This is a genomic window from Chitinophaga sp., from assembly GCF_039596135.1.
GTDB lineage: Bacteria > Bacteroidota > Bacteroidia > Chitinophagales > Chitinophagaceae > Chitinophaga.
This window is the reverse complement of record NZ_JBCNKH010000031.1, coordinates 36,689-62,774: the sequence shown is the minus strand read 5'-3', so window position 1 is coordinate 62,774 and position 26,086 is coordinate 36,689. Positions and strand designations below refer to the sequence as shown.

General features: G+C 44.7%; 21 protein-coding genes and 2 tRNA genes. 12 read left to right on the top strand and 11 right to left on the bottom strand.

Annotation, left to right across the window (positions count from 1 at the left end; genetic code table 11):
* Positions 1-568: 568 nt before the first annotated feature.
* The 4 genes from ABDW16_RS18285 to ABDW16_RS18270 all read right to left on the bottom strand — a co-directional run bounded on the left by ABDW16_RS18285 (position 569) and on the right by ABDW16_RS18270 (position 3,803).
* Positions 569-925 (bottom strand): hypothetical protein, encoded by a 357-nt coding sequence (locus ABDW16_RS18285; RefSeq protein ID WP_343671718.1) that lies wholly within the window; start codon positions 923-925, stop codon positions 569-571.
* A 45-nt stretch (positions 926-970) separates the two neighbouring features.
* Positions 971-1,474 carry a hypothetical protein gene (locus tag ABDW16_RS18280; protein ID WP_343671716.1) on the bottom strand — a complete coding sequence of 168 codons (504 nt, stop codon included), beginning with the start codon at positions 1,472-1,474 and terminating at the stop codon, positions 971-973.
* Positions 1,475-1,724: 250 nt separating this feature from the next.
* Positions 1,725-2,507, bottom strand: a complete 783-nt coding sequence (locus ABDW16_RS18275; RefSeq protein ID WP_343671714.1) for a (Fe-S)-binding protein — start codon at positions 2,505-2,507, stop codon at positions 1,725-1,727.
* Positions 2,508-2,519: 12 nt separating this feature from the next.
* The gene (locus tag ABDW16_RS18270; protein ID WP_343671713.1) at positions 2,520-3,803 is read right to left on the bottom strand and encodes a (Fe-S)-binding protein; all 1,284 of its coding nucleotides are present in this window, start codon (positions 3,801-3,803) and stop codon (positions 2,520-2,522) included.
* 226 nt (positions 3,804-4,029) lie between these two features.
* Between ABDW16_RS18270 and ABDW16_RS18265 the strand changes: the two genes are divergently transcribed.
* The gene (locus tag ABDW16_RS18265) at positions 4,030-4,527 is read left to right on the top strand and encodes a phosphoribosyltransferase family protein (RefSeq protein WP_343671712.1); all 498 of its coding nucleotides are present in this window, start codon (positions 4,030-4,032) and stop codon (positions 4,525-4,527) included.
* A 99-nt stretch (positions 4,528-4,626) separates the two neighbouring features.
* On the opposite strand, the gene ABDW16_RS18260 is transcribed toward ABDW16_RS18265, so the two are convergent.
* The gene (locus ABDW16_RS18260; protein WP_343671711.1) at positions 4,627-6,351 is read right to left on the bottom strand and encodes a phospho-sugar mutase; all 1,725 of its coding nucleotides are present in this window, start codon (positions 6,349-6,351) and stop codon (positions 4,627-4,629) included.
* A gap of 196 nt (positions 6,352-6,547) precedes the next feature.
* Between ABDW16_RS18260 and ABDW16_RS18255 the strand changes: the two genes are divergently transcribed.
* Positions 6,548-7,204 (top strand): protein-L-isoaspartate(D-aspartate) O-methyltransferase, encoded by a 657-nt coding sequence (locus ABDW16_RS18255; protein WP_343671709.1) that lies wholly within the window; start codon positions 6,548-6,550, stop codon positions 7,202-7,204.
* Between the two features lie 172 nt (positions 7,205-7,376).
* On the opposite strand, the gene ABDW16_RS18250 is transcribed toward ABDW16_RS18255, so the two are convergent.
* Positions 7,377-9,818 (bottom strand): outer membrane beta-barrel protein, encoded by a 2,442-nt coding sequence (locus ABDW16_RS18250; RefSeq protein WP_343671707.1) that lies wholly within the window; start codon positions 9,816-9,818, stop codon positions 7,377-7,379.
* 164 nt (positions 9,819-9,982) lie between these two features.
* Between ABDW16_RS18250 and ABDW16_RS18245 the strand changes: the two genes are divergently transcribed.
* Both ABDW16_RS18245 and ABDW16_RS18240 read left to right on the top strand, forming a co-directional pair.
* Positions 9,983-10,056 (top strand) — tRNA-His (locus tag ABDW16_RS18245).
* A gap of 140 nt (positions 10,057-10,196) precedes the next feature.
* Positions 10,197-10,270 (top strand) — tRNA-His (locus ABDW16_RS18240).
* Between the two features lie 160 nt (positions 10,271-10,430).
* On the opposite strand, the gene ABDW16_RS18235 is transcribed toward ABDW16_RS18240, so the two are convergent.
* Positions 10,431-10,931, bottom strand: a complete 501-nt coding sequence (locus ABDW16_RS18235) for a hypothetical protein (protein ID WP_343671705.1) — start codon at positions 10,929-10,931, stop codon at positions 10,431-10,433.
* Between the two features lie 133 nt (positions 10,932-11,064).
* Between ABDW16_RS18235 and ABDW16_RS18230 the strand changes: the two genes are divergently transcribed.
* On the top strand, positions 11,065-11,406 hold the full coding sequence (locus ABDW16_RS18230) for a hypothetical protein (protein WP_343671704.1): 342 nt from the start codon (positions 11,065-11,067) through the stop codon (positions 11,404-11,406).
* A gap of 9 nt (positions 11,407-11,415) precedes the next feature.
* Here ABDW16_RS18230 and ABDW16_RS18225 read toward each other — a convergent pair whose 3' ends face one another.
* The 4 genes from ABDW16_RS18225 to ABDW16_RS18210 form a co-directional block, all read right to left on the bottom strand.
* On the bottom strand, positions 11,416-11,886 hold the full coding sequence (locus ABDW16_RS18225) for a hypothetical protein (RefSeq protein WP_343671703.1): 471 nt from the start codon (positions 11,884-11,886) through the stop codon (positions 11,416-11,418).
* Positions 11,873-12,262, bottom strand: coding sequence for a helix-turn-helix domain-containing protein (locus tag ABDW16_RS18220; RefSeq protein ID WP_343671701.1), 390 nt, complete (start codon positions 12,260-12,262; stop codon positions 11,873-11,875). Before ABDW16_RS18220 ends, ABDW16_RS18225 begins: the two co-directional genes overlap by 14 nt.
* Positions 12,249-12,668 (bottom strand): hypothetical protein, encoded by a 420-nt coding sequence (locus tag ABDW16_RS18215; protein ID WP_343671699.1) that lies wholly within the window; start codon positions 12,666-12,668, stop codon positions 12,249-12,251. The genes ABDW16_RS18220 and ABDW16_RS18215 overlap by 14 nt, the downstream gene beginning before the upstream one ends.
* Positions 12,669-12,992: 324 nt before the next feature.
* Complete coding sequence (locus ABDW16_RS18210; protein WP_343671697.1) at positions 12,993-13,274, bottom strand: helix-turn-helix domain-containing protein; 282 nt, start codon at positions 13,272-13,274, stop codon at positions 12,993-12,995.
* A 179-nt stretch (positions 13,275-13,453) separates the two neighbouring features.
* On the opposite strand from ABDW16_RS18210, the gene ABDW16_RS18205 reads away from it, so the two are divergent.
* From ABDW16_RS18205 to ABDW16_RS18175, 7 genes are all read left to right on the top strand, one after another.
* Positions 13,454-14,044: a sigma-70 family RNA polymerase sigma factor gene (locus ABDW16_RS18205; RefSeq protein WP_343671696.1), complete on the top strand. Its 591-nt coding sequence runs from the start codon at positions 13,454-13,456 to the stop codon at positions 14,042-14,044.
* Positions 14,045-14,097: 53 nt separating this feature from the next.
* On the top strand, positions 14,098-15,225 hold the full coding sequence (locus ABDW16_RS18200) for a FecR domain-containing protein (RefSeq protein WP_343671695.1): 1,128 nt from the start codon (positions 14,098-14,100) through the stop codon (positions 15,223-15,225).
* 279 nt (positions 15,226-15,504) lie between these two features.
* Positions 15,505-19,071, top strand: a complete 3,567-nt coding sequence (locus ABDW16_RS18195; protein ID WP_343671694.1) for a SusC/RagA family TonB-linked outer membrane protein — start codon at positions 15,505-15,507, stop codon at positions 19,069-19,071.
* 18 nt (positions 19,072-19,089) lie between these two features.
* Positions 19,090-20,559 (top strand): RagB/SusD family nutrient uptake outer membrane protein, encoded by a 1,470-nt coding sequence (locus tag ABDW16_RS18190; RefSeq protein ID WP_343671692.1) that lies wholly within the window; start codon positions 19,090-19,092, stop codon positions 20,557-20,559.
* A 3-nt stretch (positions 20,560-20,562) separates the two neighbouring features.
* Entirely contained in the window at positions 20,563-21,498 is a 936-nt protein-coding gene (locus tag ABDW16_RS18185; protein WP_343671691.1) for a hypothetical protein, read from the top strand.
* A gap of 43 nt (positions 21,499-21,541) precedes the next feature.
* Positions 21,542-23,893, top strand: coding sequence for a zinc-dependent metalloprotease (locus ABDW16_RS18180; protein WP_343671689.1), 2,352 nt, complete (start codon positions 21,542-21,544; stop codon positions 23,891-23,893).
* A 14-nt stretch (positions 23,894-23,907) separates the two neighbouring features.
* Positions 23,908-26,085 (top strand): zinc-dependent metalloprotease, encoded by a 2,178-nt coding sequence (locus tag ABDW16_RS18175; RefSeq protein ID WP_343671688.1) that lies wholly within the window; start codon positions 23,908-23,910, stop codon positions 26,083-26,085.
* Position 26,086: the final 1 nt, after the last annotated feature.

The window sequence follows — 26,086 nt, the reverse complement described above, 5'->3', positions numbered from 1 at the left end:
ATAAACTTACTTGCAGATATGGGCAATTAATAACATAGTGAATACCCAATAATGAAGAAAATTATGGCACTCATACGTTTTAATTATTACTTGGGATAGGCCATAAGTTCAGATTAATCTCATGAATCCCTAACAAAGAGACTTGTATAAACTTCTAGCTGTTGAGGGAAATTTCTATTATGTCAAGTTTTCCTGGAAGTTCCATAAATTCAAATATTTGAATTTATGCAGGTTTCTTGTCACATGGAATCAGCTCATCAACTCTTTCTAATCTCATACCTACTAGGTAAAAAAAGGAGCTGTCTGATCCTGCCTCCATTATTTTTTATAGTAATCTCTCCCTTGGAGGATTTTTTCTGACCCATTTCTAACCCAAATTGACTATAATAGGGTAGAAGTGGCAGATTTTTTAAGAAGTGAATAAAAATAAGAATCCCCTGAAGTGCTTATTAATAAAGCATTTCAGGGGATCAATAAAAATTATGTAAATATTGTAAAAACAGCTTTATTAGTTTGGGAAACTAATACTCTACCAACTGAGCTATTCCCGCTTATTTGTAATGATATTTTACAAAAGCGATTCTATCTTTTTTACAATCTCATCCCTGTGCACATAAAAGGTTTTAGGGAAGTCAAAAGCCGGATCATCCCACTTCTTCTCCTCTTTAAAAAACTTTAACAGCTCCTGGAGATTCTCCCTGTTCCTCGCATAAAACATCCTGTCTCCAACCGGAAACTGGTAATAAAAATCCGCATTCACAACCGTCAGTTTAGGGTGACTATATCCGCAATGTATACAGGAAGCTTTGCCAATAATCTTTTTGGGTCTGAACATATAGCCTGTGATCTCACAGGTGGCACTTAACAAAGCTTTACGGGAACAGGCAGGGCAGATAATATCTACATCTATTTCATGAACATTCATAAAAATAAAATGGGCAGCTGGTGACACTGCCCGTTTTGCATTCAGTTACTGTGCAATAGCAAATTTCTTTGCCAGCCAACTATTCTTTAATGGCTGCAGCCAGTTTTCTTCTAATTCCTTTAAGGTCAGCACAGTGTTATTCAGGTAAATAGTATTTTCATCTATATACCCTTTTTCCAGTGCATAAGGGACCTGCATCATCGGCAGCAATTGCAGCTTTTCTTTCAACACAAAACCCAGTAACAGGCGGTCAAATAGATTCACATCGTATTGGCGTTCCAGGCTCTTGATCACTCTTACAGAGCTATCGGTACTGCAACCGCTTACATGTGTGTCAGTTTCATCTGCAATTACCAGGATCACCTGTTCGAAAAGCAGCTTTGCCCAACCTTTTACCGGGGCGCCATGTGCCTGCCAGTGAGCGGTGAACTGATCCAGTTGTTCAGCAATCTCCACTTGCTCTTTTTCTGAAAAAGGACGGTTGCTTTGATATATCCACACCCGCGAGGCAGGGTTAAAGTCAGTCGGTAGTATTTGTCTGATATCCATATCGTAAAATTACGAAATTCCTGATTTCATAAAAACTGACCAAAATCAGTCTTTCAGAAAACTGCCCGAATGCCTGAGCTAAGCAGCCTACTGCCGGCGCCAGCCAACCCCTCTATAGCTTTACCGGTTGCATGGGTAGAGGCACATTCCGGCACTGATAATGACAATCGGTCCGGCACAAAAGGCAGCTGAAAACGCAACTTGTGGACATTCCGGCGCTGGCGATGACAATATGACTCCATGCGCTATACTACTCTTCCAATTGCTGCGCAATAAGCTCAGCAATATCCAACACCTTCACACTATCCTCCTTCCCCTGCTCCTTCACCCCATCCGTCAGCATCGTCATACAAAAAGGACAATTTGCAGCAATCACAGCCGCCCCCGTCTCCACCGCCTCCCGGCCCCGCTCAAAATTGATCCTCGTATTCCCCTTTTCCTCCTCCTTAAACATCTGTGCACCACCTGCCCCACAACACAACCCATTACTCCTGCACCGCTTCATCTCCACCAGCTCGGCATCCAGCACTTCCAACACCTTCCGGGGCGCTTCATAAATCTCATTCGCCCTTCCCAGGTAGCAGGAATCATGGTAAGTAATCTTTTGCCCCTTAAAAGCCCCGCCTTCTTTCAACCGGATCTTTCCATCATCTATCAGTTGCTGCAGGTACGAAGAATGGTGCAATACCTCATAATTCCCTCCCAGTTCAGGATATTCATTCTTCAACGTATTAAAACAATGCGGGCAGGTCGTTACTATTTTCTTTACATCATAATTATTCAGCACCATAATATTATTCTGCGCCATCATCTGGAAAATAAACTCATTCCCAGCTCTCCGGGCCGGATCGCCCGTACAACTTTCCTCTTTCCCCAAAATCGCAAACCGCACCCCGATCTTTGTCAGGATTGTCGCAAACGCTTTCGTAATCTTTTGTGCACGCTGGTCAAAACTCCCGGCACAGCCAACCCAGAAAAGAATCTCCGGCGATTCGCCACTGGCGAAATATTCTGCCATCGTTTTTATTTGCATGGAATTTTCAGTTTATGCATTCATTTCAATCGCCCACTTATCCCTGTCATCAGGACTAAACTTCCAGGGGGCCATGTTATTTTCAATATTACTAAACATCATGTTCCACTCCTGCGGCGCACTGGATTCTTCCATCACCAGGTGACGGCGCAGTTGTAAGATGATGTGCAAAGGATTGATGCTCACAGGGCACTCCACCACACAGGCATTGCAACTGGTGCAGGCCCTGAGCTCTTCTTCGCTGATATAATCACGTAGCAGGGTTTTACCTTCCGTATTTCCCAGTCTGCCTATTTCTTCTGCACGGTCGCGGGTATCCATCATGATCTTTCGGGGAGATAGTTTCTTCCCGGTCAGGTTGGCCGGGCAGGCAGCGGTACAACGGCCACATTCCGTACAACTATACGCATCGAGAATGTTCTTCCAGGTCAGATCGGGTACATCTTTCGCTCCGAACTTAGGCATCTCTGCCGGGGCAGGTTCCGCCGCAGCCAGTTCCGGTTGCAGCATGAGCTGTACTTCTTTCTGTACCGCAGGCATATTCTCCATCTTACCTTTTGGACGCAGGTCACTGAAGTAAGCATTCGGAAACGCCAGTATAATATGCAGGTGCTTGGAATAAGGCAGGTAATTCAAAAACGCAAGGATCCCTAATATATGTAGCCACCAGCAGGTGCGTTCAATCGCTTCCAGCGTGGCAGGCGACAATCCTTCAAAAGATCCCCTGAAAGCCCCGGATACCCAAAATGGCCCTACCTCCGGATGCAATGCCTGGTCCGCCGTATTCATGGTGAGGAACAATAACATCAGCACGATCTCCGTAATCAGGATATAATTGGCGTCTGACCTTGGCCAGCCGTCCAGTTCATGCATGGCCAGTCTGCGCACATGAATGATATTACGCCTGACCAGGAATATCGCACAACCACTGAGTACCAATACTGCCAGCACCTCAAAACACCCGATCAATACAGGATATAATGATCCTAAAAGGGGCATGAACAAACGGTGAGTACCGAATATACCATCCAGGATAATTTCGAGAATCTCCACATTAATAATCAGGAAACCGGCATACACGAAGAAGTGTAGCACGGCTACCAGTGGGTTGCGGAACATTTTTTTCTGCCCAAAGGCAAGGAGAAGTACATTTTTCCAACGTAGATCGGGGTGATCATTTAACGATACATCTCTTCCAAGCAAAATATTAAGCCTGATCTGCCTGGCTTTGCGGTAAAAGAGGTATACAGCAATGGCGAAGGCAAATACAAACAGGATTTCCTGAATTATATGCATACATCAGATTTGACTTATTGCAATGTAAGGAAAAAAGGCATAAGGTATTAACATAACTATAGTGCCATAACGGTACCAATTCGTCATCAAAAGGGCACCTCAATATCCCCTGGGATAATGAAGTGCCCTTTTAGTACCCTTTTGGTATACTAGTGGCACTATAGTTACACTATAGCTTCACTATACCTAAAAAATCCCTACATTTATCCCTTCAATTAATTTTGATATGGAATCAAAGAATGTAATCCTCACCCAGGATGTGATCGAAAAGAAAATCAAGCGCATTGCTTACGAGATATATGAGCATAACAGTGAGGAGCACGACATCATACTGGCTGGCATCTGGGACCGGGGCACAATTCTCGCCGAAAAAATCGTGGCTATTCTGAAAGAGATTTCTCCCCTTCAAATAAAACTGATTGAACTGAAGCTGGATAAACAACATCCTGACAAGGTTCAAATCTCTGAATCATTGGATTTCAATGGAAAAGTAGTAATACTGGTAGACGATGTGGCCAATTCAGGCCGGACAATGCTGTATGCACTGAAGCCATTGCTGGAGTTTTTGCCAAAAAAGATCCAGACGGCTGTGCTGGTAGACCGGAAGCATAAGTCCTTCCCGCTGTCAGTGGATTTTGTGGGGTATTCTTTGTCTACGACGCTGCAGGAAATGGTGATGGTAGATGTGGTGGGAGAGGAGATTTTGTCTGCGTACCTGCAATAAGGCTATAAGGTATAAAAAAGTAAGAATCGCTTAAAATAATAACCTGTCTGAATAAAAAGGGGGGTGTATCACAAGTTTTGATACACCCCCTTTCTTATTTTATTTCAGTTTCATATCCTGAATGATCTGTTGAATCTTCGCATCCAGTGCCTGCGTAGCTGCTTCAAATCCCGCAGCGCTTTCCAGTGGCTGGTTCACGCTAAAGTAGAACTTGATTTTCGGCTCAGTACCAGAAGGACGGGCAGAAATTTTGCTACCGTCTTCCAGCAGGAACTGCAGTACGTTTGACTTAGGCAGGGTGATTGGTTTCACCTCACCGGTCTTCAGGTTCTTCACCTGTTGCAACTGGTAATCGTAAGTAGTCACCACTGGCACACCAGCGATCGTTGCAGGTGGATTTTCACGGTACCCCTTCATCATATCAGCAATTTCGTCGGCGCCTTTCATACCTTTCTTGGTGATAGAGATAAGGTTTTCCTTGTAGTAACCATATTTAATATAGATGTCTATCAGCTGCTGATAGAGGGTACGACCCTGACCTGCAGCTACGGCAGCCATTTCACAAATCAGGGCTACAGAAGCGATAGCGTCTTTGTCACGCACATTGTCGCCAATCATGTAACCATAAGATTCTTCACCACCGCAAATGAACTGTTCTTTACCTTCTTTGGTACGGATCAGTTCAGCGATCCATTTGAAACCAGTGAGTACATTGTAGCAGTTCACATTGTTTTTGGCAGCAAATACGTCGATCAGGTCGGAGGTTACCACGGTTTTACATACGTAATCGTGATCGCCAGCCAGGCCTTTTGCACGACGGCCTTCTATAATATAATTGAAGAGCAGTACGGCAGTCTGGTTACCATTCAGGAGAATCCATTCTCCTTTCAGGTCTTTCACGGCAATACCCACGCGGTCAGAATCCGGGTCGGTACCCAGCAGGATAGCGGCATCCAGTTCCTTCGCTTTCTTCAAACCAATGCTCATCGCCTCAGATTCTTCCGGGTTAGGATAAACCACGGTTGGGAAGTTCCCGTTCGGGGTAGCCTGTTCTTCTACTACGTGAACGTTGGTAAAGCCAAAGCGTTTCAGTGTCTCAGGCACCAGGGTGATACCGGTACCATGGATAGGCGTATATACGATTTTGAGATCTTTCTGGGCGGCGATTGCTTCAGGCTGAATGCTCAGACTTTTTAGCATCTGCAGGTAAGCTTCGTCAATTTCAGCGCCGATCGGGTGAATGTTAGCTTCCCCACCAGACCATTTTACTTCGTCAACAGAGGCGATTTTCTCCACTTCGCGGATCACATTTTTGTCGTGAGGCGGAATGAGCTGGGCGCCATCGTTCCAGTAAGCTTTATAGCCGTTATATTCTTTAGGATTATGCGATGCTGTGAGTACGATACCACCTTTGCACTTGAGGTGACGGATGGTAAACGAGAGCTCCGGGGTAGGGCGGAGGCTTTCGAAGAGGTATACTTTGATACCGTTTGCAGCCATAACGTTGGCAGCCACTTCGGCAAAGAAACGGCTGTTATTGCGACTGTCGTGTGCAATCGCGATTTTGATTTCATCCGTGAAAGCCTGTTTCAGGTAGTTGGCAAAACCCTGGGTAGCCATACCCACCGTGTATTTGTTCATACGGTTAGTACCTACGCCCATGATACCGCGGAGACCGCCCGTACCAAATTCAAGGTTACGGTAGAAGGCATCAGCCAGTTCATCGGGGTTTTCCTGTTGCAATTTTTTGATAGCGGATACCGTTTCCGCATCAAACTGGCCATCCAGCCATTGTGATACCTTACTTTCGATTACATTATCCATAAAAAAATTGGGTTTGTCTGAAAATTGTGTCAGAAACAAGATTGTAAAATAAAGCTAAAATCCTGAAATATGACGCTACAATTTAGCGCCAGATGGAGGGATATGCAATTATTGCACCATATTCGGGCAGGTATGGGGATAAATAGAAATTCACACAGATTATTGAAAATGGGGGGTATTATTTATTTTTGTGTGCATGAGGCGGTACGAAGATTCCTATAAACAAAAAGGATTACGCAAGCAACTGGTGGATAGTATCCTGCAAAAAGGCATAACAGATCAAAGTGTTTTAGCAGCTATCAACAATATTCCCCGGCATTATTTCCTGGATACGGCATTCGAAAGCATTGCTTACGAGGACAGGGCGTTCCCCATCGGGGAGGGGCAGACCATATCCCAGCCTTACACGGTGGCTTACCAGACACAGTTGCTGGAGGTAAAACCATTTGAGAAGGTGCTGGAAATCGGAACCGGCAGCGCTTACCAGGCTTGTGTACTGGCGGAGCTAAAGGCGATGGTATTCACTATTGAGCGGCAGAAACGCCTTTTTGACCAGGTAAAGCAGTTTCCTTTTAAGTCCAAATACCCTAATCTCCGGTTTTTTTATGGAGATGGGTACGAGGGGCTTCCTACTTATGCCCCATTTGACAAGATCCTGGTGACCGCAGCGGCTCCCCAGGTGCCCGAACGGCTCCTGCAGCAGCTGAAGGTGGGGGGTAAAATGGTGATTCCTGTTGGTGGACAGGAGGTACAGCGTATGTTGCGCATTACTAAGGTAAGCGAGTCAGATTTTGAGCAGGAGATGTTTGACAATTTTTCTTTTGTACCGATGCTGGCGGGGAAAAAGGCCTGATAATGAGGGAACTTGTGGCTTTTTATCTGCCAGTTTTGGCGTTACTGCCCTGGTATCCAGGGGCTTTTTATCCGCCCATTTGCATTGGCTTTATTGCCTCCTGCATGTTATAATCTGCTATCTTGTGGCTTTTTATCCGCCCATTTGCATTGGTCTTATTGCCTCCTGCATGTTATAACCTATTGTCCTGTGGCTTTTTATCCTCAATTTCCGGCGTTTCTTCCTGATCTTCCTGTTTCTTCTTTCTTTTGAACAGGTTAGGATCCATCTTTCCAAACCGGTAGCGGATATTCAACCTGATAAAACGGGTCATCCTCTTACGGCTGTAGTCCTGTATAAAGGCATCAGTTTCGTAATGAGAGCTGTATTGTTGTGTATTCAATATATCAGAGATATTCAGCGAAATGGCCAATGCGTTGTTTTTCAGCATTTCTTTACGCACCCCCATGTCAATACCATTCATCGCCTTAAAGGTCCCCTGTGGTTGCACGCGGGGAGCCCGGTAGTGGGCGTTCATTTGTATATTAAAACCGCCGGGCAGGCGGCAATTGGAATTGACATTGATACCCCAGGAGAAATATTCATTGCTGATGGTGGCACCGGTCAGTTTGCTGTATTCCAGGTTCAGGTTACTGGATACGTTCCAACCCTTCAAAATGTGGAGATTGTAGGTAAAATTAGCTCCCCAGTCTTTGTCAGTAGCCAGGTTCATGGGTTTGGTAGTAGTGATGCCGGTGGTGGTATCCAATACGCTGATGCGGTCTATGTCGTCATTAGCCTGGGAATAGTATACCCCGGTGTTCAGGAAATCTTTTGAACCCGGGTAATACCGCGAGTAGTTTACTTCGAACTTATGGGTCAGTGAAGGGCGTAAGGCCGGGTTGCCCACACGGATATTTTGCGGATCGGAGTTATTGACATAGGGCAGGAGCTGGTCAAAATTAGGCCGGTCTATCCGGGTAGAATAGTTGAAGATCAGGCTTTGGTCCTGGTTATGCGGCAGGTTGTATTTCAGGAATACGCTCGGAAAGACGTTGAAGAATTTATTGTTGACAGCCGTATCCTTGGTGTAGGAATAACCGTTTAAATAAGCTTGTTCTACTCTCGTGCCCACCATGTAACCGAGATTGCCAATGGCGTTGGATACATTGAGGTAGGCGCCGTAAATGTCTTCTTTGTAATAATAGGTATTGGAGAGCAGGCTGCTGGTCTGGTATTCCATAGAGTCCCAGTCGTACACCTGGGCTTTGTAGTCGTTGTTGTTATTCCGTAAGGTGATTTTACCTCCTGTCTCGAATTTACCTTTTTTCCCAAAAGGGGTGGTGTAGTCTGTCTGAATATTCCAGAACTTATTCTGAGAGCGGCCGGTATTATCCTGCAGGTCAGGGTTGGGGGAGGTATTGTACTTTGTAAAGTAGTTACTATGATTATTGCCTTTGTTATTGCTATAGCTCACGTATGCCGTCCACTCCTCGTTCTGCCTGCTGGTAGTATGGCGAAAATTGAAGGCAGTATTACTATTGGGATTGCTATTGTCGCTGGTATTATGTCTTTCACCTGATTTGAGGGGGTCTTTGACCTGATTCAGGTAATCGAGCAGGATGTTGTCTTCGCTGTTACCCTTGCTGCTGCTAAAGCCTTCGGAAATGGTGAAGGTATTGTAGTCGTCGAGGTAATAATCGAGTCCGATGCGACCACCGTTTTGGTGGCTGGAGTTTTTATTATGACTATCCTGTGTAAAGAACCAGGCGCCGGCGGTATCGGCAACCAGGTTCTGGCGATAGCTGTAACCGGAGCCGGTGGCAGATTCGTAGCGACCGTTGTAGTTGCCAAAGAAATTGAATTTTCTAAGTCTTAAGCTGGCATTGGCGGTTCCATTAATTTGCCCTCTTGTAGCCACGCCGGCATTGAACATGACATTGTAGCCGATGGCTTTGTCTCTTTTCAGTACGATATTGATGATGCCGCCGCCGCCATTGGCTTCGAATTTAGCGGAGGGGTTGTTGATCACCTCCACCCTGTCGATGGTTTCTGCCGGAATCATTTGCAGGGCTGTTTTAGCATCGCCAAAGGGGGAGGGCTTGCCGTCTACATAGATGGTCACGCTTTTACCACGGAGGGTAACGTTGTCGTCTATATCCACATCTACGCTGGGAATGTTTTTTAATATATCTGTGCCCGTGCCTCCTTCGGCAGTTACGAAAGCGCCGGCGTCGAAGACTTGTCTGTCGATCTGCATGGAGAAAGCGGGCTTTTCAGATTTAACCTCAACGGTAGCGAGAACTTTGCCGGTGGGTGTGAGTTTTAGGGTGCCCAGCGGTTTATTGGTAGTAATATTTTTATAGAGGTTGTCGTACCCCATGAAGGTGATACGGAGGATATAATTGCCTGGTTTTATAGTTGTAAATGCGAAAGTTCCATCTGGTTTGGTGTACATACCAGTGAGCACGGAGGAGTCTTTTTCCTGTAGGATGACTACGGAGGCATATTCAACGGGCTTGCCGGTGCTGGCGTCTATGGCTTTGCCGGTCAGATTGTTGGTTGATTGAGCTACTACAGATACATAACAGGTGGCCAGGACCGCTGTTATAATAAGTAACAGGGAATACCGCATTTAATAGAAAGTTGAGACCGGGACAAATATATTGGGAGTGGCGGGGAATAGGGAGGGGAAAATGATGAAAGGTGAGGATCAGGGGTGTGAGGGAGAAAAAAGTTCTAAAAAATATTTGGAAATTGAGAGTTGTTTTGCTTATCTTTGCAATCCCAATTCAAACGGTGGTTGTAGCTCAGTTGGTTAGAGCACCAGATTGTGGTTCTGGGGGTCGTGGGTTCGAACCCCATCATCCACCCACCTTTTAGAGAAGGACTTCTGAATAAGGAGTCCTTTTTCTTTTTAGTAGCGTTTAGCACATTACTATTAAATTTTATTGATAAAAATTCTTTTGTATTTAAATTATTCTTACTTTCGCGCCCCGCACGGTTAGAAATGGTGGTTGTAGCTCAGTTGGTTAGAGCACCAGATTGTGGTTCTGGGGGTCGTGGGTTCGAACCCCATCATCCACCCATCTTTTAGAAAAGGACTTCTGAATAAGGAGTCCTTTTTGTTTAAGTATCATTTGGTTTGCAGAACCAGCGGATGCAAAACCTTTACTTAATTATCACATCGCATACCCTATACAAATAGCAACGGTAAGGAATTGCAAAGCAAAGAATTTAAAGGCATCTACTTGTTCGTAACCTGATTAGGTGGAGTAATATATAAACCGTTTAGATTCTCACAATAAAATAGATCCCATATTACCTTTCCACCTTCAAGTTCTATTAATATTCCACCTATATGCATTTTCCCATTTATTTTTGATTCATCTAAATGTGAAATCAGTTCCAAATCGTAATATTTCTTCTTTCGAATAGGTATTCCTACATTTAGAATACCTTTGGTAGAGGCAATTTTAAAAACTTTACCGCCTTTTTCAGCATATATTACATACACTGATTCTATAGAATCGATGCGTTGTATTTTATACCTATCCACAGGTCTGTGGATGGTATCAAATAGAGATTGGGAACACACTTTGATTGAAGAAAGTAATATAAATAAAACTCCCAAGTACACTCTCATAATATTTTTATTGGTGTTTATGAATATATACAATGTTATCCGGTTTACCTTTAACGCTGTTATAATAAATAGTTGAACCTCCATGAACTTGACTACTAACATTATGACCATTTGCATCCTGGTAGCCCATCTCTGCGAAGGAACATGAAACACAAAGACATTTTTCGTATGAAAGTGTCAAAAGGGTGTTTGAAAACGTGAAGGGCCTTTAAAGAATAGTTGAAATAAAATAAATATGTACCTGAATTTTGACGACTGCTATTGGCATGATTCAATACTACAAAATATCTTCATTGATAGAAGTAACCCTGGAGAATCAGATACTGTTGAGATGACGATTGACTGGTATGATGAACCTGCATCTAAAATAGTTTTTAAGAACGTTGTTTTATTTAAAGCAACACTCAATTTTGGGATATATGTAAAGGAAACTATCCTGCAGGCGTGGATTGCTACTGATGACCCGGATCTTAAAAAAGGGCAGCGGCTGAACTGCTATATGATTGAGACGAATTCAACGGGAGGAATAATAAAGATTATTGCAGAATCGGTAGAGAAAGTAGCGCTTATTCAATAATGAATCCTATTATTTTAATTTTGGAAAATCAGGAAGAAAGAATGCCCTAATATCCTGTTCCTGCAGTATCGGTATAAAAATATTTTTATAATCTGTATCGATCAAATAGGAGGCCAACATACCTCTTGATGTTGATAAAGTAAGGCCAACCAGGTGGATCATTATTTGATTAAGTATTTGCAATTTGTTTGTATCCCTCTTATTGGTTACCAAATTGAACTCATTGATAAAATAATTGATCCTTATTCTAAACTCAACCAGTTTGACTTCTTCTTCATAGGTAAATAAAGTCCCAAGATCTATTGAGATGATTTTGATGTCTTCTTTCAGACTAAATGATTGCTGAAATTTCACATCGATCTTCTCTAAATCAAGGTTTTCAATATTCAACAATTCTAACGCAGTGAAATCAAATTTGAGTCTTTCAACAGATTTGATCGTATAATTGATGTCGTAATTTTTTGTATTAGTAGACGGCATTTGTTAAGGTCTTTTGTGATGGATCAATTGACTTGGTTTGAAAACTACTGAGGCTTATTTGTATAATTGGCCTGTCTTTATAATCTCCATCACAAAGATCCAATTCATCATCCTGAACATATTGGTCAGTCGGTTCATATTTTATAAGTGGTACCATGTCGCATGCCAATGCAAGTTCAACCAGCTTACTTATTTTATGGTCAAAATTGCCATTTAAAACCTGAGATAAATAGCCTTTGGTGACTCCAAGTTTTTGAGCCAATGCTTCGAGGGTAAGACCATTTTTCTCTTTGTAGACCTGAACTACCTGATAGAGATCGAGTTTAATTTTCTCAATCCAATATTCTTTTGACGTTATTAACTCACTTCTTTCCATGTATGTGCTCTTTGGGTGTTTCCATAAATTTCCTTTTCAAGCTTCTGAATCTGACAATATCAGAGGGCTGGGAATTTTTGTACCCGCAAAATATAATTAGTTTACCCCCAGGCTGCTGTATACCATATACCCGGATGTGTTTTGATTTGAATTCATATTCTTTGATTGTCTCGCCATGAGGTGTTATATCCTTCATTTTGGTATGAGGAAGTGTACCGCCGTTAGAGCAGTAATCCATATACGTTATGATTGTTCTTAATTCTGATTTGTAGTTAGCCTCTAATTCAGCCTCAAAAGCTTCCAGCTGAAAAACACCATTGATGGATAAATCATAAAATGAATGTTGTTTCCCCTTGACTGCTGATATTTCCTTAAAACCAAAATTAGTAATATTTTGTTTAGTCACAACTAAACTTCATTGTATTTTAATGAAATTTTTTAATTTATTGTCTCCCTTTTGATTCTCAGGTGTTTAAATACTACGTATGTTGGCATGTGAAATTTAATGCCTGAGCCAGGTTAACTTACTAAATTGCCTAACTAGTTCTTTTATAACATTGTAAGGTGAAATACAATAGAAGTAGATGACCAAATCCAGTTTATTACTAATGGTGCATGCTATTGGGTTGCAAAGAGGAAAGAGGTATTTATGGTTTTTTATTGATCCCAGGTGAATGAACGACTCAGTTTTCTTCAGTGAATAATGATTTTATTTTTACAATGAAAATGATCAACTTACCAAGGTATTCTGCAACGTCTCCACATGATATTTCACATGCTTCTGAAACGCCTCCGGCGTCTGCCCGGTATGCACCTTAAAGAACCTGCTAAAATAAGGTCTGTCCTTAAACCCTAACACCCACGCAATCTCTTTAATACTATTCTCACTATGAATAATCTGTCTCTTCGCTTCTAAAATTAATCTATCATGCAGCAATTGAATACTCGTCGCATTCAGCACCTGGTTCAATCGCTTTGCACTCAACCCCAGTTTGTCTGCATAAAACTGCATATTCTTTTCCTTTTTTATACAACCCTTCCCCTGCTACCCCAATTCCCCCCACCTCCATTACCTTCCACCAATAAAAAATTCTAACCAGGTGATCTTTCAAAGGGTATCACCGCCCGGCGACTCAGCAATGAGTCGCCTTTTATTTCAAACAAAAATTAGGTATACTTGTACCACAAAGGATGAGCAACCCGGTACAATACAATGGAATGGACGAGAACGACCTTTTTCTAAAAGTAGCAGAAGGCGACGAAACAGCATTTACGATCATCTATCAGCATTTCATGACCTTACTGGCCGGCGCTATGATGCGCCTCCTCCAATCTGAAAAAGACGTGGAAGAAGCCCTCCAGGAAGCATTCCTGCGCATCTGGCTCAACAGGGACAGCATACCCGATATCACCAACCCCGGAGGTTGGATAAGGAAAATCGTGATCAATGAATGTTACCGTCTGCTCAGAAAAAGGAAACTGCGTGACCGCCTGCAGGAAGATTTATTCTCCCTTGCAGACGATGACAGCTATGATAATACCATCCAGCAAGTGACCCTCAACGAAACCAAACGCATCATCCAGGACGCCGTTGCCGAAATGTCGCCCCGGCAAGCCACCATCTATCACCTCAGCCGCATGCAAGGCAAAACCACCCGGGAAATTGCTGAAACCCTCCACCTGAGCAACGATTACGTCAAGAAAACCCTCGCTACCGCACTCGAAAAAGTAAGAAAGAAACTCACCGCCGCCGGCAAACTCCTCCCTTCTATATTATTATAAAAAATATTTTCCCCCCTATACCCCCCTTTTTAACTTTCGTGGGTCAATTAAGTATGGACCACCAAAGATTAGCTGATTTACTAAAAGCATACGCCGACAATTCCATCTCCCTGGAAGAAACCGACGAATTACTTACCTGGCTGGCAGCCAATCCCAACCATCCCATGGCGGATGAAGTAGGAGCGGAATTCCTGCTCGCCAATCAGCATGTGACTACCAACCTGGAACCATACCAGCACATTGCCAGTAAAATTCTGGCCACCGACCGGCCTGCCATCCGCAAGGTTCTCCCCATTAAACGTATACTGCCATATGCTGCAGCCATTGCATTATTAATGGGCGTATTATTATATAATCTGTTAAAAGAAAACAAACAGCCAGCTACGATTGCTAATACAATCACACCTGCCACAAACGGCGCCATCCTCACCCGCGGCGATGGTCAGCAAATCAACCTCGATACCCTGCAAACCACCAACCTGGGTAAAGAAGCTGGTACAGCTGTTAAATTAAATAAAGGACTACTGGCCTATGAAGGTGTCAGCAACAGTGGGAATATGGTCTACAACACCATTCATACCCCCAATGGCAGAACCTTTCATGTCATCCTGCAGGATGGCACCGGCGTATGGCTGAATGCCGGCAGCTCCATCACATACCCCGTTGCTTTCAACGGCCAGTCAAGAGAAGTCAGCATTACAGGAGAAGTGTATTTTGATGTAGCAAATGCAGTCAACCAACCATTCAAAGTAAACATCGACAACAGGGCATCGGTGCTCGTATTAGGAACCACCTTCAATATCAACGCCTACAAAGATGAACCTTTCATCGCCACCACTTTGCTGCAGGGTGCTATAAAAATGGATCAGACCATCCTGCATCCCGGCCAGCAGGCTACCGTGAATGCAAAAGGAGAGATGGTACTCAAAGAAGTGAAACCAGATGAAGTTACCGCCTGGCGCAATGGTTTATTTCATTTCGAAAATGCTTCCATTCCCGCCGTCATGCGCCAACTGGCCCGCTGGTATGATGTCACTGTACGCTTCGAAGGTGCACCATCCACCCGTTCCTTCTCAGGCGAGATTGGCCGCGATCTCAGTCTGCAGCAGGTCTTAGCCATTCTTGAAACAATGAAAATTCATTATAAGATCAATAACAGGGAAATTATTATCACAGAATAAAAAACCAACCATTAATTTTTTTCCATGCAACATTAAGAGGGGATAATACCGACCGTCAACTAAAATCAGTCCTGCAGAAAACAGGAACAAAGAATTGAATGAATAAAAAACCGGGGATTCAGATTGGACCCTGCCCCCGGTTCATATTCAGGCGATCTCTTAAGGAATTTCTACAGCTTAAAACTACCACCTAAACATTGCAAAAGTATGCAAATTAAGGCGTATTGCGGCTCCATTTTTAAGGAGAGACCGCCGTTTTCAACCAAAATTATGTTAGTCATGAAACTAACAACTGTCATCTTACTGGGCGCCTTCCTGCAACTGAGTGCCAATACCAGCGCTCAGCTGATCAATTACACGGGAAAGTCCGTAAAGCTGGAAAAAGTATTTGAAGCCATCAAAGAACAAACTGGCTATGTGTTCTTTTATGATGATGCTGACATTAAAAATGCCACTCCTGTAAGTATACAGTTGAATGGTGCTACAGTGAACAATGCCCTGCCGCAGTTATTGCGCAACCAACCGTTTGACTACAACATTCAGGGCAAAACAGTAGTCATCTCCCGCAAGGTTGATTTCTTCCCTATGGAAATGAAAAAAGATGGCCCCGTCACCGGTACCGTCATGGCCCCAAATGGCCAGCCACTGGCCGGTGCCACCGTCACCGTAAAAGGAAAATCCGTGAGCGTGCTCACCGATGCGCAGGGACATTTCTCGATCAATGTACTGGACAATGAAGTGCTCATTATCTCTTACGTCGGCTATAGCCGTATTGAAATCCCTGTGTCCCGGCTGGATGGCCTCACCACAGGCAAGCCTGAAAAAACACCCGGTGGTAACTATACCCGCATGGTATCCGGCGAAATGCTGATCGGCTTAGAACCTGTAGTGACCTCATTGGATGAAACAGTCATCACAGGTTACCAGGTACTACGCAAGTCGAGCGTAGCCGGTTCCGTTAGTGCTGTAAAATCTACTGATCTCTACCTGAATGGTGTGAACAGCATTGAACAGGCACTACAGGGTAAACTTCCCGGTGTAGTCGTGACCAATACCTCCGGCCTCACAGGTGTAAGACAACAAACCCGTGTACGTGGTACCTCTACGCTCTTAGGTTCGCAGGAACCGGTATGGGTGGTAGATGGTATCATCCAGCAGGATCCGTTGCCTTTCAAAGCCGCGACCCTAAATTCACTGGGCGATATTACCCGCGATAACTTTGATTATATCCGCGATTTCGTTGGTAATTCTATTGGCTGGCTCAATCCCAATGATATCGCTGAAATCACTGTTCTGAAAGATGCCTCTGCCACCGCTATCTATGGTGTAAGAGCAGCGAATGGTGTAATCGTGATCAATACAAAGAAAGGACAGGCCGGACCTGCCACCATCAGTTACTCTGTAAACACCAGCGTAACTGACAAAGTAAATTACGACAGACTGGATATGATGAACTCCAAAGAAAGAGTAGCCGTATCCAAAGAGATTTATGAACGTGGCCTCGTATCCAACAATATCAGTAACAATGTCGGTTATGCCGGCGCCCTCTCCCAATACCTGAATAAACAGATTACTGCCGAAGAATTTGACGCCAAAGTAGCAAGGATGGAAACTGTGAATACCGATTGGTTCAAACTCCTCTTCCGCAATGCTGTAAGTATGAATCATAACCTAAGCATCTCCGGCGGCAACCTCAATACCCGCTACTATGCCAGCTTTGGATACAATTCTACCAATGGTACCGCTATCGGCAACGATAGCAAAGCGTATACCGGTAACCTCAATATTACCTCCCGCCTATCCAGCAAGCTGTATATCGGCCTGCGTCTCTCTGCCAGCAACAGAGTGACCCACGGCTTCTATAAGGTAAACCCTTATGAGTATGCATCAGGCACCAGCAGGGCCATCGAAGCATATACCACGGATGGTGATCTGTCTTTTTACACAGCGCCCAGTGGTTTCCAGTATAATGTTATCAACGAAAGAAACAATACCGGGCTTCGTACTACCAACCTCTCTGCCAATACAAGCATGGATATCAACTATGAAATTCTGCCGGGACTTGTGTTCCAGACGTTATTTGGATACAGCACCAGCAGTACCAATGGCGAATCTTATGCCACTGAGCGTACGGAATACATTGCTGGCATCAGGAACTATGACTATGGCACGGCAAAGCCTACAGACCAGGCTTACATCAATAGTAAAATGCCGGTAGGGGGTGAACTGAATGATGATGATAACCGAAACGTCACCTGGAACTGGCGCAACAGCCTTTCCTACAGTCATGTCTTTAAACAGAAACATGCTTTGACTGCCATGGTCGGTCAGGAAGCGAGCAGCAGTAAGACCACGGGTTTATCTGCCCGTACGCTGGGCTTCCTCTATGGCAGGGGTAAATCATTTGCCACCTTACCTTTAACCTATACTTCTTACGGTTACGCCAATCCACTCTTGCAGGAAAATACCCATGCATATACAGATAACCTTGTGAATAACATGGGGCTTTATGGTACTGTCAATTATGTATACGACAACCGCTATGCTGTCAATGCCAGTGTACGCTCTGATGCCTCTAACCGATTTGGCCAGTATACAGGAGAAAAATTCAACCCGGTATGGGCCGGTGGTGTACGCTGGAATGTGGGCAGAGAAAAATGGTTTGACCACAGTGGCTGGATGTCTGACATGAGTATACGTTCCAGCTTCGGTTTTCAGCGCAACATCGTAGCCGGTGTAAGCCCTGACCTGATCATCAAAACACCTACAGGTGCTGCAAGTGCCAGTGTAGACCAGATGACGGGCGAGTCGATGCTGACCTTAAGCAAACTACCTTACGCTGATCTGCGTTGGGAAAAGAATACTTCTATCAACCTGGGCTTTGATCTCAGCATCTTCCGCGGCCGGGTGCAAACCACCGTGGAATATTACTGGAAGAAAGGCAAGGACCTTATTACACAACTCCCTGTTCCTGTTGAATATGGCGTAGAAACCATGCCCATCAATGGTGGCTCTATGATCAACCGTGGCCTCGAAATCAGCGCCAGCTTTGTACCTGTTCGTACCCGCAACTTTACCTGGACCATGAGTGCGAATACAGCGAAAAACTTTAACCAGGTTAATAAAACAGGTACCCAGCTATCATCGTATACCACCGCTGCCAGTGGTACTTATTACAAGGAAGGCTATCCTGTATCCGGTTTCTGGGCGTTTGATTACAAAGGCGTGAATCCGGCAAATGGGTTGCCAATCATCAACCTTGCTGTGCCCAAAGGGGCGGATTCACTAAATGATCCGACCACCTTTATGCGCTATATGGGTAAGATGGATCCGTTGATCACCGGCGGCCTGGGCATGAGTTTCCGCTATAAAAGACTCACACTCGTTACAGACCTGTACCTGCAGGTAGGTGGCAAGAAGTTCCTGAAAGCAGCGTATCCACTGAATCCGTTATTGCCAAGAGAAGATGAGAACCTCTCTGCAGAACTGTTGCAAAGATGGACGCCTTCGAATACCAGCGGACAATTTCCCGGACTGCCTGATAACAGGATTCCTTATACACTATTGCCCAACGGTAAGTATGCACTGGTATACGATATGTACAACTATAGCAGTGCCCGTGTCGTGAATGCCAGCACACTGAGATGTAATAACGTGTCACTGGCATATAGTTTCCCGGAACAGGTTACGAAAAAACTAAAGTGCAAATCGCTGAACATGGCCGGTGGTGTATCGCAGGTATTCTCCATCGTGAGCAAAGACTACAAAGGAAGGGATGCTGAAGTGGCAACAGGCTCACAGCCCCGTACCCGCACGTATACCCTATCCGCATCCGTTAGTTTTTAAATGTCAAACAGTACGAACATGAAGCAACTTATTATATATCTTTTTTCCATTTGCCTGCTGGCCAGCTCCTGCAAAAAGTTTCTGAAGGAGTCGAGCCCGGACGAGATCAGACCGACTACTACAGACGATCTGTATGCACTGATGATCAGTGATGCTTATCCCTATAGCGCATCTATGGAAGATTTTTCTGACATGCTTACGGACGATGTCCGCAGTTATGGTATGCCCCGTACATATACGGGGGAGTTGAATACTACCTATTCCAGTTACTACCAGAATGGACAGGGTGTATTCAGATTTGATGCCACAGAGCTGGATGGTTCACAGGGTACAGCTGCTACAGCCTTCAATGCCTGGGCCAGGTGTTACAGCAAAATAAAAGGATGTAATATCGTCATTGATTATGTAGACAATGTATCAGGTACACAAAAAGATAAGAATGCACTGGTAGGCCAATCTAAATTGCTGAGGGGCTTTTACTACTTTAAACTGTTGCAGTTGTATTGTGCACCGTATAGTGCCAGTGCCGCATCTGCAATGGGGGTTCCATTGATATTGACGATGCAGGTATCTGACGAACACATAGGTCGTAGCTCCCTACAGGCAACTTTTGACCAGGTAGAAAAAGACCTGACAGAAGCGGCAGCTTTGCTGGAAGCAAATTACGAAGCACCTAATGCATACCGGGTCGGCTACATTGCAGCCTATGCATGGCTTTCCAGGTTTTACCTCTATAAAGGGGAGTGGGACAAAGCAATTGACTATGCGGAGAAAGTATTGGCAGAGCGATCTTTACTAACGGATATGAGTCTCTCTGCATCCTCCAATGGCGTATTTGTTTATGATCAGGCGCAGAGTGCAGAAGTGATTTTTCAGTATGGTCCTAAGACCAGCTCAGTAGTTACCTTCTTCCCTGCTCCCAGTAGTTACACTTCCATGCATGCGCCATATGAAGTATCGGATGAACTGAGCCAGTTGTACGAAAGCAATGACCTCCGTTACAAATTTTACTTTTACAAGACGACCGTATCAGGTACGCGTTACAATACCCGCTCTGCAAAGACAAGCCTGAACAATACCAGTGGTGACAAAGGCATTCGTGTGGCTGAAATGTACCTCAATGCCGCAGAAGGATTGGCACGCCGCTACCAGTCTGGCGGACAGGCCAGTGATCGTACAGCTGCATTGCAATACCTGAATACGCTGCGGCAAAACAGGTTTGCTGCTCCTTATACAACTGTGGATATACAGGATGCTGACTCCCTGATCAGGTTCACACTGGCAGAGAGAAGAAGAGAACTGTGCCTGGAAGAAACTTTCAGATGGGCAGACATCAAGCGGCTGGGATTGGCTGTAACACACAATTTCATTGATGCAGACGGGAACAGCAGTACCTATACACTGCCGGCAAATAGCCCGCTGTATGCATTGCCAATTCCTGCTACGGCAATAGAAAGAAACAATAACCTGACTCAAAATCCCCGTTAAACAATGAAGTTCCCAATCTATATATTACTGCTGCTGTCACTGGCTGCCTGTACTAAGAAGGAAGATCAGCTCACACCTTCTGAGAGTCTGGCGTATACATTGCCACAGGGCAATCATGATTATGATACCACGATCATGGATTATTATAAAAAGTATGGCACTTACCTGTTGTACAGGTTCTCTGACAAGGATGCATACTGGACACCGACTGGATGGAAGAACGCTTACTATGATTCCGCCAGGTCGAACTGGAATATCGGTTTTACCGCGCAGCAGGCAGAAGAAGCATATATCGGTAAGCAACTGCAGATGATACAGCGCCTGTGGTTCCGGTATTATTCTGATAAATTTCTGAAAGAGTTTTTACCTGTCAAGGTCCTGCTGTGCTCCAAAGTCGATTCCAGCTGGCTGGGGTATGACTTTTCTACTACCCCGATTACCTTTTTCCTGAAATACAAGGAAGTAGGCGCCTGGTATAACTATGATAATATCTCTGTGAATTTCGGCAGTGCAAAAGTTGAAACCATGACAGCAACTGATTCAGGGTATATGACGTGGAAGATATCACAGGCATTCCTAAGTGAGATCTTTGCATTGAAACCTATCACTCCTACAGACGATTTCAACAAACTGACCAATTATACCACCAAGTTCACCACGCAGGCACAGGCTTATTCCGCCGGGTCTATTTCTGATTATTATAACACTTCTGCACAGAATGACTGGAACAGGTTTATGCTGGTCATGGTGAGCTGTTCAGAAGCCATGCTAAACAAGGCCGAAGCACCATCCTATTCTGCTACCAACACAGGGATCCTCAACCCATTGAAGGATACCAGTGGTAAGATTAAAAAGCGGTATGACATGGTACGCAATTATTTCATCACTAACTATAATGTAGACCTGCAGGCAATCGGCAATGCCGCTATCCCGCAATGATTGAAGAAAGATGACGACTCTAAAGCGATTAATCCTCATCTGCATGTGTCATGCAGCTCCCCTTGCTTTGTCTGCACAGTCGGTTGATAGCATTCCATCCGTGGACAGCTTTATCAAACCGGGGGCTGTGCGCCACCAGGGGATGTGTAATGTTTTTGTACAGGAAGGGCGCTACCTCATGGAAGTACCGGATAGTATCAACGGACGTGATATCCTCTCTGCCATTACGATCGTAAGGGGAGCTGCGCAGGTAGAGCGTAAGCCAGACAAGCGATTTGGCTATGCCGGCGATGCGGTGTTCGAAAGAGTGATCCGCTTTGTAAAGGCGGGGAACAAACTGAATATCGTACAACCCATTTTTCAGAATGCGCAGGATTCCACCACCATCTATTACAAGATAGCAAACAACACGCTGCTGCCTGTATTATTTTCTTTTCCTGTAAAGGCCAAAAGTGATCACTCTGTACTGATTGATTTTACGGAGACCCTTACCGGCGATGGAGACCTCTTTGCACTAAAAGGCGCAAAGAATGATTTAAGCTTAGGTAGCCTGGAAGCAGATAAGTCTTCTATACTTAGCATTCGCTGTTTTCCTGCCAATATGAACTTCCGTTCACTACGTACCTATGGCCCTGCCGGAGAGAACAAAAATTCTTCTGCATGGGAAGTGGGTGCTTCGTGGGTATTACTGCCCCTGCTGCCCATGCCCCAGCGCTTTGCCGATAACAGGGTGGGATACTTTACGAAATCCATCAGGGATTACGATAACTATGCCACCAATCCAAGAGTGGTGCAGCTGACCTCCCGCTGGGACCTGCGCCCCAAAGCAGCAGATGTGCAACGATACCTGGCAGGAGAGCTGGTAGAACCTGAGCACCCGATTGTGTTTTATATCGACAAGCATACCCCGGCTTACCTGGTACCTTATTTTATTAAAGGGGTGAACGCATGGCAACAGGCATTTGAAAAAGCTGGTTTCAGGCATGCCATCTATGCATTGCCGGAACCACCTGATGAAGATAGCACTTATGCAATGGAAGATGTAAGGTTCTCTTATATCTCTTACAAGGGTTCACCTATTGCAAATGCTTATGGCCCGCATGTATGCGATCCCCGTTCCGGCCAGATTATCAGCAGCAGGGTAGCGGTGTTTCACAATGTGCTGGACCTGGTACAGCGCTGGTATTTTTCTATGTGTGCAGCTACAGATACAGCAGCACGTCGTTACCCACTGAGTCATGAGGTAATGGGCAGGCTGATTCAGAACGTCATTACCCACGAAGTAGGACATACGCTGGGGTTAAGGCACAACTTTGGCGGCAGCGCATTTTATGAAGTAGATAGCATTCGCAAACCGGCCTATGTGGCAAAGAATGGTTTTGGTGCATCCATCATGGACTACATGCGTTTTAATTATACCGCACAGCCGGAAGATCATATGCCAGATACCCTGCTGGTACCGGGCATAGGTGTGTACGATTTATTTGCGATTGAATGGGGGTATCGTTACCTGCCACAATTTACAACACCCAAAGCTACCGCCGATTCACTGGAACGCTGGGTGACTGAAAAGCGCAAGGATGTCCGTCTGCGTTTTGGTACAGAGAGTGACCTGGTGGATCCCCGCTATCAATCAGAAGATGTAGGTAGTGATCCTGTAAAAGCAGGACGGTTGGGTATTAAAAACCTGCAACTCACCATGCTGCATTTCGATGAATGGATGAAGACATCCGAGTGTGATCCTGCTCATTACAGGCAGCAATACAGGAGTCTGCTGGGTAGGTACCACGATTACCTGTTGCATGCACTGCGAGAAGTAGGCGGCAGGTATAATAACAGGGAAGCAAAACCGGAAGAAAATTTACCTTCTTACCAGCCTGTACCCAGGGCCAGACAGGAAGCAGCGATCGCCTTCCTGGAAGAATACCTGCTCAACTATCCAAAATGGTTATTTGACCCGGCAATCATGAAGAAAGCAGCGAATGAATTTGGCAAAGAAGATATGGAGCCTTTCAACATTTCATTGTCCCGCCTGATTATGTCGTACAGCCAGATCAATAATAATCTCGAAGTAGATCCGAAAGGTTATACCACAAAAGAACTCTATGAGCGACTGTACACGGTGATCTATAGTAAGCCGGCTACCAGTGAATTCAACAGGGAGCTGCAACGTACACTGCTTACCAAAGCGTTGTCAATAGTAGAATCACCTACCGGTTTTACAGATGATGTAAGTGTACAGCTATTGGGCATCATTAATAAGATTGGTACAAAGAGCAGGAATGAATTGCAAACCAGTACTGATCTACTTATCAAAGCACACTGGCAGTCACTGGCAGATATGATTACCATTTGGGAAAAAGGAGATGCTTCCTCACTGGCGGCAAGTAAATAAAAAATATTGGAATAATGAGAAGATCACTGATCACGGCAGGTTTGCTATTCAATGTAGCACTGTCTGTAGCACAAAATAAATCACCGCAGTCCTACAAAGAGTTTTATAAGGATGGCATGAAGAAGATAGAAGGAGATTATGCTATCTACAAAAAAGACAACCATTACTACCTGGAAGTACCTGACAATGCATTGGGCAAAGATGTATTGGTGATGGGGTATGTAAGGAAAGGATATTCATCTGCCATTGCAAAATCGGCAGGGATCATCCGGTTTAGTAAAGGGATCAATAACTCAATGAATGTAACCCGTATCCGTTTTAATGAAGGCGCCAGCGGAGATGTAAATGGGGATATGGAACCGGTGCTGAAGCGTTCCGGTTTACAGCCTGTTAATTATGGTTACCCAATAGTGGCAACAGGTAAGAAAGACGGTTATATCATCGAAATCTCCCGCCAGATCCTGGAAGGGGGAGACTGGTTCGCATTCCCGGATATGACGTTGCTAAGTCATCCTGATCCGGAGCGGTCTGTAGTAGAGGATATTCAAACTACAGACAATGCGGTACGCTTTACAGTAGAGCGCTCACAAACTGATTTTAATAAAGACTTTGCATCAGGCCGGGATATGGATAATGCCAATACCTATGAAGTAGAACTGGTATTCCAGCAATTACCGGACGCAAAAATGCCCCGCAAGCTGGCAGAGAAGGACGCACCTTTTGAGACCTTTAGTTTCATGGACTATGGTAAGGCCGCCTACACTGCCCGCAAAACTTCTTTTATTCATAAATGGAACATCGATAACAAGATTGGTGTAGCATTGGATCCAAACATTCCTGCCTTTTTCAGGAAGTATGTAGAACAGGGCGTACTGGCCTGGAACGAAGCCTTTCATGCAGAGGTATTGAAAATTGTAAAGGACCAGCAGTTAAGCCCGGGCCATATACTGGTCAATTGGGGCAATACCTATAACTTACCAATAGTAGCCACTGTAGAGCATCCGGAAACAGGCGAAATTCTCACCGCCCGTATTAATATCACCGAAGCAGTCACAGATCAGCTCATGCTACGCTACCTGCTCCAATGTGGCGCCAATGACAATCGAATCATCAATGATATCAGGAACCCCGAAATACAGGGGGAAATCATGCGTTGGCTCATGATCAAAGCCATTGGTGAAGCATTAGGCTTACGTGCAAACCTGGGCGGCAGTTATGCATATACCACGGCACAGCTGCGCAACCCTGTATGGATGAAGACGCATTCCTTCTCTGCTTCTATCATGGATGACCTGGAATTTAACTACGTGGTACAGCCGGAAGATGGGGTGCCTGTGAGTGCATTAATGCCCGGTATTGGCGAAGCAGATATGGCTGCTATCAGCTGGGCATATGGACAAGGGCCCGCACCCCTGTACTTACCTGAAGATTCATTGAGCCCGGCCACACAACATTACGACCTGGCATCCGACAAAATCACCGCATCTACCCTGGCCATTAAAAACCTGCAACGCGTATTTGTGCAACTGGATACCATCAGCAAACAACTGGATGGCACAGAAGACCTCTTTAACAGCAATGGTTCATTATATGGAGCTGCCTTAATCAGCTATGAGAAATACTGTATGGATGTAGCTGCGCTGATAGGCGGAGTATGGCATAAACCACTCGCTTTAGGAGAAGAATTGATAAAAACTGATGTAGCTACACAAAAGCAGGCATTGGCTTTCTTACAACAATATGTATTCAGTGGCCCTGCTACATGGATGAAGATAAACGGTACACCTGGTGGTAGGGTGATCAAAGTACAGGAGTCATTTACCCATATGCAGATTGCTGTACTGAAATCATTGATTGACTTAAGAAAACTGGACCAGGTAGCAGATGTAAATGAGATCTTCAATTTCATTGATCAGGTAGTATTTTATTCTTTTAATAAGGAAAAAGTACTGACTCCTGAAGAACGCACGCTACAGGCAAACTTTGTATACGAGCTGGCACAGGCTGCTTACAAAGCTAATATCAGTGGTGGTTTGAACGATGCCAATGTACTGCTGCATTATTATATGATTGCCACTATGAAGAAACTGGAAGATATGGCAAACACGCATCCGGACACCCTCACGAGAGAAAACTTCCGCCTCATGAAAATAAAAGCGGAGCGCGAATTCTTTAATAAAATAAAAGCCTGAT